The 12,082-nt window shown below is 73.0% G+C and carries 16 protein-coding genes and 1 pseudogene; 7 read left to right on the top strand and 10 right to left on the bottom strand.

Annotated elements, in window-relative coordinates; translation table 11 throughout:
- Positions 1-9 precede the first annotated feature (9 nt).
- A pseudogene (locus tag AY578_RS03940) lies at positions 10-801 on the bottom strand (ABC transporter ATP-binding protein); the annotation flags it as partial.
- A gap of 174 nt (positions 802-975) precedes the next feature.
- On the opposite strand from AY578_RS03940, the gene AY578_RS03935 reads away from it, so the two are divergent.
- Together AY578_RS03935 and AY578_RS03930 are read left to right on the top strand one after the other, a co-directional pair.
- The gene (locus AY578_RS03935) at positions 976-1,215 is read left to right on the top strand and encodes a hypothetical protein (RefSeq protein WP_019524761.1); all 240 of its coding nucleotides are present in this window, start codon (positions 976-978) and stop codon (positions 1,213-1,215) included.
- 3 nt (positions 1,216-1,218) lie between these two features.
- Positions 1,219-1,593, top strand: coding sequence for a fic family toxin-antitoxin system, toxin component (locus AY578_RS03930; RefSeq protein ID WP_122212817.1), 375 nt, complete (start codon positions 1,219-1,221; stop codon positions 1,591-1,593).
- On the opposite strand, the gene AY578_RS03925 is transcribed toward AY578_RS03930, so the two are convergent.
- From AY578_RS03925 to bioB, 4 genes are read right to left on the bottom strand one after another with little or no spacing between them, the layout of a single operon-like run.
- On the bottom strand, positions 1,594-2,295 hold the full coding sequence (locus tag AY578_RS03925; RefSeq protein ID WP_028959883.1) for a class I SAM-dependent methyltransferase: 702 nt from the start codon (positions 2,293-2,295) through the stop codon (positions 1,594-1,596). It abuts the gene before it with no gap.
- 56 nt (positions 2,296-2,351) lie between these two features.
- Complete coding sequence (bioD, locus tag AY578_RS03920) at positions 2,352-3,080, bottom strand: dethiobiotin synthase (protein WP_019524758.1); 729 nt, start codon at positions 3,078-3,080, stop codon at positions 2,352-2,354.
- 1 nt (position 3,081) lies between these two features.
- Positions 3,082-4,368, bottom strand: coding sequence for an adenosylmethionine--8-amino-7-oxononanoate transaminase (locus tag AY578_RS03915; RefSeq protein ID WP_136237365.1), 1,287 nt, complete (start codon positions 4,366-4,368; stop codon positions 3,082-3,084).
- A complete protein-coding gene (gene bioB / locus AY578_RS03910) occupies positions 4,361-5,569 on the bottom strand; it encodes a biotin synthase BioB (protein WP_019524756.1) in 1,209 nt (402 codons plus the stop codon). The genes AY578_RS03915 and bioB overlap by 8 nt, the downstream gene beginning before the upstream one ends.
- 147 nt (positions 5,570-5,716) lie before the next feature.
- On the opposite strand from bioB, the gene AY578_RS03905 reads away from it, so the two are divergent.
- Positions 5,717-6,844 (top strand): 8-amino-7-oxononanoate synthase, encoded by a 1,128-nt coding sequence (locus tag AY578_RS03905; protein ID WP_258902037.1) that lies wholly within the window; start codon positions 5,717-5,719, stop codon positions 6,842-6,844.
- 88 nt (positions 6,845-6,932) lie between these two features.
- Here the strand turns inward: AY578_RS03905 and AY578_RS03900 are convergent, their stop codons facing one another.
- Entirely contained in the window at positions 6,933-7,157 is a 225-nt protein-coding gene (locus AY578_RS03900; protein WP_161231591.1) for a DUF397 domain-containing protein, read from the bottom strand.
- A 9-nt stretch (positions 7,158-7,166) separates the two neighbouring features.
- Positions 7,167-8,027: a helix-turn-helix domain-containing protein gene (locus AY578_RS03895; RefSeq protein WP_161231592.1), complete on the bottom strand. Its 861-nt coding sequence runs from the start codon at positions 8,025-8,027 to the stop codon at positions 7,167-7,169.
- A 212-nt stretch (positions 8,028-8,239) separates the two neighbouring features.
- On the opposite strand from AY578_RS03895, the gene AY578_RS03890 reads away from it, so the two are divergent.
- A complete protein-coding gene (locus AY578_RS03890; protein ID WP_028959885.1) occupies positions 8,240-8,725 on the top strand; it encodes an ATP-binding protein in 486 nt (161 codons plus the stop codon).
- Between the two features lie 263 nt (positions 8,726-8,988).
- Here the strand turns inward: AY578_RS03890 and AY578_RS03885 are convergent, their stop codons facing one another.
- From AY578_RS03885 to AY578_RS03875, 3 genes are all read right to left on the bottom strand, one after another.
- A complete protein-coding gene (locus AY578_RS03885; RefSeq protein WP_026243801.1) occupies positions 8,989-9,462 on the bottom strand; it encodes a C40 family peptidase in 474 nt (157 codons plus the stop codon).
- Between the two features lie 547 nt (positions 9,463-10,009).
- On the bottom strand, positions 10,010-10,315 hold the full coding sequence (locus tag AY578_RS03880; RefSeq protein WP_019524750.1) for a hypothetical protein: 306 nt from the start codon (positions 10,313-10,315) through the stop codon (positions 10,010-10,012).
- 7 nt (positions 10,316-10,322) lie between these two features.
- Positions 10,323-10,916: an ATP-dependent Clp protease proteolytic subunit gene (locus AY578_RS03875; protein ID WP_161231379.1), complete on the bottom strand. Its 594-nt coding sequence runs from the start codon at positions 10,914-10,916 to the stop codon at positions 10,323-10,325.
- 66 nt (positions 10,917-10,982) lie between these two features.
- Between AY578_RS03875 and AY578_RS03870 the strand changes: the two genes are divergently transcribed.
- From AY578_RS03870 to AY578_RS03860, 3 genes are all read left to right on the top strand, one after another.
- Positions 10,983-11,261 carry a type II toxin-antitoxin system Phd/YefM family antitoxin gene (locus tag AY578_RS03870; RefSeq protein WP_019524748.1) on the top strand — a complete coding sequence of 93 codons (279 nt, stop codon included), beginning with the start codon at positions 10,983-10,985 and terminating at the stop codon, positions 11,259-11,261.
- 47 nt (positions 11,262-11,308) lie between these two features.
- Positions 11,309-11,632 carry a TetR family transcriptional regulator C-terminal domain-containing protein gene (locus AY578_RS03865; protein ID WP_258902035.1) on the top strand — a complete coding sequence of 108 codons (324 nt, stop codon included), beginning with the start codon at positions 11,309-11,311 and terminating at the stop codon, positions 11,630-11,632.
- A 142-nt stretch (positions 11,633-11,774) separates the two neighbouring features.
- Positions 11,775-12,077, top strand: a complete 303-nt coding sequence (locus AY578_RS03860) for an urease subunit gamma (RefSeq protein WP_199781939.1) — start codon at positions 11,775-11,777, stop codon at positions 12,075-12,077.
- Positions 12,078-12,082 lie beyond the last annotated feature (5 nt).

The raw sequence follows: 12,082 nt of genomic DNA, 5'->3' as shown, positions 1-12,082 counted from the left end.
CGCTCCGCCGTCCGAGAGTGTCGCGCCCCGCACGACGTCGAACCGCTTCATCCGCTCCAGGACCGACTCCGCCGTGGGCCGGTGCATCTCGTCCACGATGCGGCCGTCCGCCAGGAACAGGACCAGGTCCGCGTGGGCGGCGGCGCCCGGGTCGTGGGTGACCATGACCACCGTCTGGCCCAGCCGGTCCACCGCCTCCCGGAGGAAGCCCAGCACCTCGAGCCCGGCGCGCGAGTCGAGGTTGCCTGTCGGCTCGTCGGCGAAGATCAGCTCGGGGCGGGAGGCCAGGGCCCGCGCGCAGGCCACCCGCTGCTGCTGGCCGCCGGACAGCTGCGCGGGCCGGTGTTTCAGCCGGTCCCGCAGGCCCAACGTGTCGACGACCTGGTCCACCCACGCCTCGTCGGGTTTCTGACCGGCGATGTCCATGGGCAGGGTGATGTTCTCGCGCGCGTTCAGCGTGGGGATCAGGTTGAACGACTGGAACATGAACCCCACGCGGTCCCGCCGCAGCCGCGTCAGCTCACGGTCCTTCAGCCCGGTGATCTCCGTGTTGCCCAGCCACACCTGACCGGCGGAGACGGTGTCGAGCCCCGCCAGGCAGTGCATCAGCGTGGACTTCCCCGACCCCGACGGCCCCATCACCGCGGTGAAGCGGCCGCGCGCGACGTCCACGTCCACCGAGTCCAGGGCGATCACCGCCGTCTCGCCCGAGCCGTACGCCTTGGTCAGTCCGCGAGCGCGGGCCGCGGTTCCGCCGGCGGACGCGAGGCCCGGGGCGTGCTCCTCAGCGGGTGTGGACAAGGCCGCCTCCTCCGGTGAACAGCCGGGTCGAGCATGTCGCGCAGAGGGTAAGGCTGCCCGGTCCGCCCGGAACATCCCCCGGGAGTGCCGGATCCGGACACCGGTGTAAGGGACACGTAAGGTCGCGGGCCCGCCCGCTTGCCGCTGCTAGCGTTCCGGCGCTAGCTTCGAGGCATGGCGAAGACCCAGCTGAACGTGCGCGTGGACGAGGGCACCGCCCGCGCGGCCCGGGAGCGTGCCCTGGCGCGAGGCATCAGCGTCAACCGCTACATCGAGGAACTCGTCCGGCAGGACACCGGCGAAGCCGGACGCGCCTTCGTCGAGGCCGCCGCCGACTTCATGAAGCAGTACGAGAGCGTTTTCGCCGAGGAGTTCGGCCGGGACCGCGAGGGCACGCGAGAAGGCCGCCGCTGACCCTTGGACCACGTACGCATCGACCTCGCCTGGCTGCTCATGCTCGCCGAGCAGCAGACCCCCGGCGACCCCCAGGTCACCGACTGGGGCGCCCTGATCGCCGCCGTCGCCCGGCACGACGCCGAGATATTCGACGTGCCCGTCTACGACACCCCGCACAGCCGCGCCGCCGCGCTGCTCCAGCTGCTGATCCACGTCCCCGCGCTGGAGCGTTCCAACGCGCTGTTCGCCTCCGCCGTCGCGTACGCCTACCTGGTCGCCAGTGGCCTGAAGGTCGTCACCTCGCCCGAGCAGGTGCGCGACCTGGCCCGCCTGGTCAAGACGGGCGACGCGGACGTCGACGCCATCGCGGCCGAACTGCGCCGCTGGTGCGCCTGATCACCCGCCGCCGGACCCCGCGTCCGTGAGGGGCCGCCACGCCGTGCCGAGGCAGCAGAACGACTGCGGCAGCGCGGGCCCGTTCTCCGGGATGGTCATGCGCCGGTAGGGGCCCAGCTCGAAGCCCGCCTCCCGCAGCGCCGCGACCGGGTCCCGGGACAGATGGCAGCCGCCCGCCAGCGGCGGCCACAGCGTCCGGTCCAGCGCCCGCTGGGCGGCGTGCATGACGCGCCCACCGCCCGCGCCGTGCTCGAAGAACCGCACCTCGCCTCCCGGCCGCAGCACCCGCCGCACCTCCGCCAGCGCGCGCGGCACGTCCCGCACGCTGCACAGCACCAGCGACAGCACCACCGCGTCGAACGCCTCGCTCTTCACCGGCAGCGCCTCCGCCACCCCGGGCGCGACGTCCACCGGCACGTCCGCCCGCAGCGCCGCCTCCACGGCCAGCGCGCGCAGGGCACGCTCCGGCTCCATGGCGACGACCTCCGAGACCGTGCCCGGGTAGTGGGCGAAGTTCAGGCCGTTGCCCGCGCCGATCTCGATCACCCGCCCGGACAGACCGCCGAGCAGCCTGCGCCGTACGTCCGCCAGCCCCGCGCGGCTCTCGGCGGCGACGCTGCAACGGGCGTACCAGCGGGCGAAGACCGGGTGGTGCACGGGATCCCGCACCGTCCGCGCGGAGCGCGGGGACCGCAGCTGCATGGGGACCTCCCCGGGTCGGGCCTACGGCGATTCTCCCCGTCGGCCCGCCCGGCGAATCACCGCGTACGGGACGGCGCCTCGCGCGTGCGGAAGGCCTCCGCGTCCCATACGCCGTCCAGCCGGGGCGCCAGCCAGTGCGGGGCGGCGGCCCGGAAGGCGGCCTGCTCCAGCCGTCCCGCGCCCTCCGGGACGGCGCCCAGCAGCGGTACTCCGGTGACGTCCGGCAGGTCCAGCAGGTTGCAGCGCTCCGCGAGCCCGGGGTCCGCGGGCCAGCTGCCGATCACCACACCGGCCGGGTGGAGACCACGCCCGCGCAGCTCCCGCACCGTCAGCTCCGTGGCGTTGAGGGTGCCGAGCCCGGCGGACGCGACCACGAGGACCGGCGCGCGCAGCAGCTCCGCCGCGTCCGCGAGCGTCCCGCCGGCCGCGTCGAACCGCACCAGCAGACCGCCCGCGCCCTCCACCAGCACCAGGTCGTGCTCGGTGGCCAGCTTGGCGGCCCGTTCGGCGATCTCGTGCGGATGCACGGGCGTGCGCCCGGCCCGGCGGGCCGCGGTGGCCGGGGCCAGCGGCTCGGGGTAGCGGGCCAGTTCGGCCGACGTGACCGGCCCGGCGAGCCGCGCGACCTCCGCCGCGTCCCCGGGCTCGTCCGGGCCGACACCCGTCTGCGCGGCCTTCAGCACGGCCACCGAACGGCCGCCGGCCAGCGCCGACGCGGCGACCGCGGCCGTCACCACCGTCTTGCCGACCTCGGTGTTCGTGCCCGTCACGACCAGCACCGGCATGTCATCCCTCCTTCGCCGCCGCGCACACCGCGCGGGTGATCCGCGCGACGTCCGCGTCGCCCGTGACGTACGGCGGCATCGTGTACACCAGGTCGCGGAACGGACGCAGCCACACGCCCTCCCGCACGGCCGCCCGGGTCGCCGCGGCCATGTCGACGTCGTGGTCCAGCTGGACCACCCCGATCGCCCCCAGCACGCGGACGTCCCGCACGCCGGGCAGCCCGGCCGCCTCGGCCAGCCCCTCGCGGAGCCCGGACTCGATGCGCTTGACCTCCGTGCGCCAGTCCTGCCCGAGCAGCAGTTCCACGGAGGCGCAGGCCACGGCCGCCGCGAGCGGGTTGCCCATGAACGTCGGGCCGTGCGCCAGCACCGGCACCTCGCCGCGCGAGATGCCCTCGGCCACCCGCGAGGTGCACAGCGTCGCCGCCATCGTGAGATAACCGCCGGTCAGCGCCTTGCCCACGCACATCACGTCCGGCGACACCGCCGCGTGCTCCGCCGCGAACAGCGCGCCCGTGCGCCCGAACCCGGTCGCGATCTCGTCGAACACCAGCAGCACGTCGTGCGCGTCGCACGCCTCCCGCAACACCCGCAGATACGCGGGGGAGTGGAACCGCATGCCGCCCGCGCCCTGCACCACCGGCTCCACGATCACCGCCGCCAGCTCATGGGCGTGCCGCCCGATCAGGTCCCGCAGATGCTCGGCGTACGACTCCTCGTACTCGGCGGGCGGGGCGTCCGCGAAGACCTGGCGCGGCAGCACCCCGGACCACAGGTCGTGCATCCCGCCCTCGGGGTCGCACACCGACATCGGATGCCAGGTGTCCCCGTGGTAGCCGCCCCGCCAGGTCAGCAGCCGCCGCTTCTCGGGCCGGCCCAGCGAACGCCAGTACTGCAGGCACATCTTGACCGCGACCTCGACCGACACCGACCCGGAGTCGGCCAGGAACACATGCTCCAGACCTTCCGGCGACATGTCGACAAGGAGCTTCGCCAGCCGTACGGCGGGCTCGTGCGTGAGCCCGCCGAACATCACATGGCTCATCCGGCCCAGCTGGTCCCGGGCGGCCTCGTTGAGCACCGGGTGGTTGTAGCCGTGGATCGCCGACCACCAGGACGACATGCCGTCGACCAGCTCGCCCGACCCGTCGGCCAGTGTCAGCCGGACCCCGCTCGCCGACGCGACGACGAGCGGTTCCTGACGCCCCGGCATGGGCCCGTACGGATGCCACACATGCCGCCGGTCCAGCTCCAGCAGCGCGGCGACGGAGGTGTCGGGCTCAGGCATTGGGCGCGAGGTCCGTTCCGGCGCCCCGGCGGCGCACGGCCACCAGGTCGGGACGCGGCTCGTCGGCGGAGGCGGCGGGGGAGGGAGCGATGGCGGGGGCCGTCCCGCAGACGCCGCCGCCCTCGTGCGAGCCGCAGCCGCCCCCTTCGTGGGAACCGCAGCCGGTGTCACCGTGGGAACCGCACGCCCCGCCGCCCGTCCGGTGCTCGGGCAGGGTGACCTCCCCGGCGCCCTCCACCTCGAAGCCGGCGTCCGCGATCATCTCCAGGTCCGCCTTGCCGGCCTGGCCCTCGCTGGTGAGGTAGTCACCGAGGAAGATGGAGTTGGCCAGGTGCAGCGCGAGCGGCTGCATCGTGCGCAGATGCACCTCACGGCCGCCGGCGATCCGCACCTCGACGTCGGGGCAGACGAATCGCACCATCGCCAGGATGCGCAGGCAGCGCTGCGGCGTCAGGTTCCACTCCTTGGCGAGCGGGGTCCCCTCGAACGGGATCAGGAAGTTGACCGGCACCGAGTCCGGGTCCAGCTCCCGCAGCGAGAACACCACGTCGACCAGGTCCTCGTCGGTCTCGCCCATGCCCGCGATCAGCCCGGAGCACGCGGACAGACCGGCCGCGTGCGCCTTGCGCACCGTGTCGACCCGGTCGGCGTAGGTGTGCGTGGTCGTGATCTCGCCGTACGTCGACTCGGAGGTGTTGAGGTTGTGGTTGTAGGCGTCCGCGCCGGCCTCGCGCAGCCGCTCCGCCTGGCCGTCGGAGAGCAGGCCCAGACAGGCGCACACCTCGACGTCCTCGTTCTGCTCCTTGATGGCCTTGATGGTGTCGGACACCCGGTCCACGTCCCGGTCCGTCGGGCCGCGGCCGCTCGCCACCAGGCACACCCGCTTGGCCCCTCCGGCCAGTCCCGCGGCGGCCGCCTGGGACGCCTCGTCCGGCTTCAGCCACGTGTACTTGAGGATGTCGGCCTTCGAGCCGAGCCGCTGGGAGCAGTAGGAGCAGTCCTCCGGGCACAGCCCGGACTTGAGGTTCACCAGATAGTTGAGTTTCACCCGGCGGCCGAACCAGTGCCTGCGCACCTTCCCGGCCGCCGCCACCACGTCGAGCAGCTCGTCGTCGGTCGTCGCGAGGACGGCCAGCGCCTCGTCCCGTGTGGGCGTCTCGCGCCGAAGCCCCTTGTCCACCAGCGTGTTCAGCAGGTCCATGGAAGCCGATCCTGTCCTACCGGGCCCCTCCGGGCCAAGGAGAGTTCGTACAACAGAGCCGTCCGGCGGTGTGGGTATCACCACACCGTGGCCCGGGCGCCCTGCCGCTAATGTCTGTGCACTGCCTACAAAATCAGCGGAGGACCCATGGCGTTCGGCTGGATCGACGAGCAGGCGGAACTGCGCCGCAGGGCCGGGCTCGTCCGCACCCTGCGCCCCCGGCCGGCCGACACGCCGCTCCTCGACCTGGCGAGCAACGACTACCTGGGCCTCGCCCGGCACCCCGAGGTCACCGAGGGGGCCGCGCGGGCCGCCCGCGTCTGGGGCGGCGGCGCGACCGGCTCCCGGCTGGTCACCGGCACCACCGAGCTGCACGCCGAACTCGAGCGCGAACTGGCCGACTTCAGCGGCTTCGAGGCGGCCCTGGTTTTCTCCTCCGGCTACGCGGCCAACCTCGCCGCCGTCACCGCCCTCGCCCCGCACGGCTCGCTGGTCGTCTCCGACGCGGGCAACCACGCCTCGCTGATCGACGGCTGCCGGCTGGCCCGGGGCACGACCCAGGTGGTGGCGCACCGCGACCCGGACGCCGTGCGCAAGGCGCTGGACGGCCACGAGGGCCCGGCGGTGGCGGTGTCGGACACGGTGTTCTCGGTGGACGGCGACGCGGCCCCGCTGGCGGCGCTGGCCGAGGCGTGCCGGGAGCACGGCGCGGGGCTGGTGCTCGACGACGCGCACGGGCTCGGCGTCCTGGGCGACGGCGGCCGGGGCGCCCCGCACGCGGCGGGCATCGCGGGCGCCGACGACGTCGTCGTGACGGTGACGCTGTCCAAGTCGCTCGGCAGTCAGGGCGGCGCGGTGCTGGGACCGGTGCGGGTGATCGGTCATCTGGTCAACGCGGCGCGGACGTTCATCTTCGACACCGGGCTGGCCCCCGCGGCGGCGGGCGCGGCCCTCGCGGCGTTGCGCCTGCTGCGGCGCGAACCCGGGCGTGCGGCACGCGCGCACGAGGTCGCGCGCGAGCTGCACGCCCGGCTGACGGCCGCGGGTCTGGAAGCGGTGCGTCCGGACGCCGCGGTCGTCTCCGTGCGCGCTCCTTCCCCGGAGCAGGCCGTGCGTTGGGCGGCCGACTGCCGGACGGCCGGTCTGTCCGTGGGCTGCTTCCGTCCTCCTTCCGTGCCCGACGGCATCTCACGGCTCAGACTGACCGCCCGGGCGGACCTGTCCGGGCCAGAGATCGAACGCGCTGTACGGGTGATCGGCGAAACGCGGCCATGAGTCGGCGGGGCACGGCCGTGCGTCGCGCGAGGAACGGATGGTCGGTGGGACGACGGGACTCGTCCCGTTCATGGACGGGGACGCCGGATCAGTGGACCGTCGTCACGAAGCGCGTCCAGGCGTCGGACGAGAAGAGCAGCGCGGGCCCGTCCGGATCCTTGCTGTCGCGCACGGCCAGCAGTCCGGCCGACCGGCCGGCGGCCGGCCGGGCCGTCTCCACACAGTTGTTCGCCCCCGTGCTGTAGCTGCTGCGCAGCCACCGCACTTCGCCCAGGACGAGGCTGGAAGGGATGGTCCGAGGCGGTGCAGGCATGGTGCCTCCTTACGCGCCGGCCGCTGCGCCGGCGATGAATTCCGACGATTCCTCGGGAGAGAGGGCGTGGCTCGCCAGGGCCTCGAAGGCCTCCGAGTACGCCCGGAGGTCTTCTTTCCGTTCCAAGTAGTGACTAGTCGTCAAGTGGTCGTGCACCACCACATCCAGGTCAGAAGTGCGCGGAAATGAAAAGATGACGAAAGGACCTGTAACGCCGATGTGCGCACCCGCGCTGAACGGCATGACCTGCAGCCGCACCTGGGGCAGCCGGGACGCCTCGACCAGCCGGTTCAGCTGACGCGCCATCACCTCGGGACCGCCCACCTCCCGGCGCAGCACGGCCTCGTCCAGCACCGCCCACAGCTCCAGCGGCGGCTCGGCCCGCAGCACGTCCTGCCGGGCCAGCCGCACCTCCACGAGGGCGTCGAGCCGCTCCTCCGACGCGCCCTCCAGGGCTGCCTCCGTCACCGCCCGCGCGTACTCGGGCGTCTGCAGCAGCCCAGGGACCACCGCGGTCTCCAGGGTGCGCATCGCGCTCGCCTGCGACTCCAGGCTGATGTAGTCGCGGTACGTCGGGGGCAGCACGCCCCGGTACGCGTGCCACCAGTGGTGCCGCCCGTCGCCGTCGCCGGTGCCCGACAGCACCAGCAGCAACTCCCGCAACTGCGGGTCGTCCACGCCGTAGACGTCGAGAAGTAACCGTACGTCGGCCGGTTTCGTCCCGCTCGTGCCCGTCTCGATCCGGCTCACCTTCGACTGGTGCCAGCCCGCCAGCCGGGCAGCGTCGCCGCTCGTGAGCCCGGCCGCCGTGCGCAGCGCGCGCAGTTCGGCGCCCAGTTTCCTGCGGCGCACCGCGGGACCGTGCTGCATGGGCTTCTCCTTACTCCTTCCGGGCCGACCGGATACGGTCTCCCGTCGCAGAGTTCACCGCTTCGAGCGACAGATATATGCATATCTTGGTGGATCGCCGCGCGGCACCCTGTGGTGATGGCACTCTGGCGACGAAGCACCAGTGCGGGACCGTACTCGAACCAGCCGCTCCGTGTCGGACTGCGGTCCCGTGGGAAAGGGACGACGTCGCCATGGCAGACCATCTGGAAGCATCCGTCACTCTGCCGAGCGATCCCGCCTCGGTCGCCGCCGCGCGGGCCCATGTGGCCGGTGCGCTGGCGGAATGGGGGCTGCCACCGGACGCCGAATTCTGCGACACCGTGCGGCTGATCGTCTCCGAACTGGCGACCAACGCGGTGCAGCACACCCTGGGCCAGTCGCCCACGTTCACGGTGGACGTCGTCCTGGTCCGCGACGAGCGCGTGCACATCGGGGTGACGGACAGCCACCCTCGTTTCCCCAAGCGGCTTCCCGCGGCCGTCCAGCAGGACAACGGGCGCGGCCTGGTCATCATCCGCTGGCTCACCGCGGAGTGCGGCGGCCGGCTGAGGATCCGCCCCACGCGCGAGGGCGGCAAGACGGTCGCCGTCGAGCTCCCGTGGCCCGGCGCCGCAACCGACCGGCCCGCGGAGACGGTCATCGCGGCGGCAGGCACAAAGAGCCCTGACGCCCCTTAGGGCCTGTCCGGCGGATCAAGTCGGGGGAAAGGCGCAGCGTCTTGCAACCCAGACGGGCGTGCCAGACCCCGCGTCCTCGGCGTGGTCCGCCGGACAGACCCTAGGTCTCCGATGCGCGGGGGACGGCGTGAGGGGCCCGGGGAGGACGTCGTCCTGAGGACGGCCCCGCCGGGCCCCTGCGGGAGGTCACGCGGGCCGATGGGCCCGCGTGGCCGGTCGCGGCCCGGCGGCGGCGCTCCCGCGGGCGCCGCCGCCTCCGCGCGTCACTTCACGCGGCCGTACCAGACGCTGTTGGTCCAGATCTTCTGCAGCCGCACCACGTCCCCGGTCTTCGGGGCGTGCCAGATCTTGTTCTTACCCGCGTAGATCCCGACGTGGTACACGTAGCTGCCGGAGTGGAAGAACACCAGGTCCCCGGCCTTACGGCTGCTCTTGGAGATGTGGCGCGTCTTGTTGTACTGCTGGGCGGCCGTGCGGGGGAGCTTCTTCCCCGCCTTCTTGAACGAGTACAGCGTCAGGCCCGAGCAGTCGAACCGGTTCGGTCCGGTCGCCCCCCACGCGTACGGCGCCCCCTTCTTGGACGCCGCGACCTTCAGGGCCTTGGTGCCCAAGGTCGCCGCCGCGGCCTCCCCGGCCGCTCCCGGTACCACGATCGAGCCGCCCACGGCGGCGAGGGTGAGGGCCGAGGCCGTGCCGGCCCGGGCCATGAGAGACGGGACACGATTGAGCGCACTCATGCGCAACCCTTCGTCAGCCGCCTGTGAAGGATGACCTGTCGGATTCGGGCTGGCGAAGTAGCCCGGCCGCTGACGCGGCTTCACCCCAAGGGCTGCTCGGGACGCGCACTGCGCGCGTACCGGCGACCCGTCGTGCTTGGGTCCTCCACTCCTGCCGATCCACTCCTGTCGACCGGTCATCCGGGCGGCGGCAGGACTCGGCGTCCGCCCGGATCGCCCCGCCGCGGCGGCGGGGTCTTGTCGTCAGTCAGGGATCTTGACCCATGGCGTGAGCGATTTCCCAACGGAACGGGGGGTTTGTGTTGTTACTCACCACTCACCCGTTCGGGTGGACAGCCGTCTGTTCGAGACGCCGTCAAGAGGGCGTGTGAGGCCAGGACCAGGGGTGGAACGGTCAATTCCGCCCTTCTGCGGGGCGGTGTGCGCAAGTTCGACGGCCTGAAAAAAGGAGGTTCGTCTACGCCGGACGGGGGTACGCCGTTCGGTCCGTTTCAACTCGGCGCGGAGTGTGCCGTCGAGCGGGCCCGTCGCTCCGGGCCCGCTCCGGTCAACGTCCCGTCTGCGGCGGCAGCGTGACCCTCGCGGTGCGCCGCTCGCCGTCCAGCACCCGCAGGGCGCGCGCCAGGGTCTCGGCGTGCAGTTCGCTCTCGCCCCGCCGGTGCATCAGGGTCAGCGCGTCGCGCAGCGCGACCGCCTTGCCGACCAGTGCCTGGGCGGCGCGCAGGCCGCGGTAGGTGTCGCCGCCCTGGGCCGGGTTGACCCGGCCCAACAGGTCGACGACCTCGAGGTAACGGTCGATCAGCTCGGCCTCCGCCCGGGTCAGCGCGGGCAGCGGCGGCAGTTCCGGCAGCATCCTCGGCTCACCTCGCGCCGGTCGCGGTGCGGGCGGCCCTGCGGTGGGGCACGATCCGGTCGGCGAGGCCGTACTCCACGGCGGCCTCCGCGTCCAGGAACAGGTCCTGCTCCAGGTCCGCCCGCACCCGGTCCACGGGACGGCCGGTGTGCCGGGCCAGCAGCTCCTCCGTGCGGGCCCTGATCCGGGCCAGTTCGTCGGCCCGGATCGCCAGGTCGCTCGCGCTGCCCTCCGCCGGCTCGGGGAGGGCGGGCTGACGGAGCACCAGCCGGGAGCCGGGCAGGACGTACCGCTTGCCCGGCGTGCCGGCGGCCAGCAGCAGCGCGGCCGTGCCCTCCGCACGGCCCAGGCAGACCGTCTCGACGTCGCAGGTGAGGTACGTCAGGGCGTCGTGCAGGGCGGACATGGCGTGGAAGGGGCCGCCGGGGGAGGTCACGTAGAGGGAGATGTCGCGGTCCGGGGAGTGGTGCTCCAGGTAGATGAGCTGGGCCGTCACGTCGTTCACCGCGGTCTCGTCGATCCGCGTGCCCAGGACGACGATCCGCTCCTCCAGCAGCCGGTCGTAGGGGTCAAAGGTCCGGTCGGGCGGGCGCGTCGTCATGGTGCCCCTCCTGTCTTCGCTGTCTGTAAAAAATGTACAGGACGTACGTCACGTTATGATGGCCGTATGGCTTACGAGATTCCGGTGACCCAGGCCAGGGCCGAGCTCGCCGACCTGATCAACCGCGTGGTGTACGGCGGTGAGCGGGTCGTCGTGACCCGGCACGGGAAGCCGCTCGTCGCCCTCGTCTCCGCGGAGGACCTGCGACGGCTGGAGGAGGTCGCGGGGGCGGGGGAGGAGCCGGTGATCAGCGCGGTGTCGGGCCTGCACGAGGCCGCGTCCACGCCCCGGGAACACGGCCGCTTCGGCATCGCCGCGGAACACCGGGGCACGGGGCCTTCTTGATCTCCGGCGGGGCCGGTCCCGCGCGCCCTGGCGAGGATGCGGGAGCTGTGCCCGGCGACCCTGGGCACACGGGGGAGCGGCTGTTCCCGCGGCTGATGATCCAGGTGTGGACGGAGTCCACCCGCGCCCCGGCGCTGACGGGCGTACCGACCGACGGCTACGCCGCGATCCGCACGGCGTGGGGCGGCAGGGCGGAGAGCTGCAAGGACGCCGGACTGCTGCCCGAGGACGCCGACGTGGACGCGAGGGCCCGCGCGATGATCGCGCTCGTGCAGGGGTTCGCCACCCAGATGGCCCTGCTCGGCGACATTCCGCCGCAGGTCCTCGCCGACGGCACCCGCGCCCTGATGAACGTCGGTCGCGGCCAGTAGGACCCTTCGTCCGGCCGCGCGCGGTTAACGTCCTGGAAACGCCGCCCGGCTAGCCTCCGGGTCCACGCCACCGGGGATCCTTCCCGTGGCCGCGGCCACCGGGCCCCGCACGGCCCGGAGTGAGGACGGTGAGGTGGATGCCGTGCAACTGACCCCGCACGAGCAGGAGAGGCTGCTCATCCATGTGGCGGCCGACGTGGCGGCGAAGCGCCGCGACCGCGGTCTGCAGCTCAACCACCCGGAGGCGGTCGCCCTCATCACCTCGCACATCCTCGAGGGCGCCCGCGACGGCCGGACCGTCGCCGAACTGATGGCGTCCGGGCGGAAGGTGCTGACCAGGGACGACGTCATGGAGGGGGTCCCCGAGATGATCCCCGACGTGCAGGTGGAGGCCACCTTCCCGGACGGCACCAAGCTCGTCACCGTCCACGACCCCATCGTCTGACGGGA

Source organism: Streptomyces thermocarboxydus, assembly GCF_024760485.1.
Lineage (GTDB): Bacteria > Actinomycetota > Actinomycetes > Streptomycetales > Streptomycetaceae > Streptomyces > Streptomyces cellulosae.
Note: the sequence above shows the minus strand (reverse complement) of the source record. Positions and strands in the feature narration are given on the sequence as shown.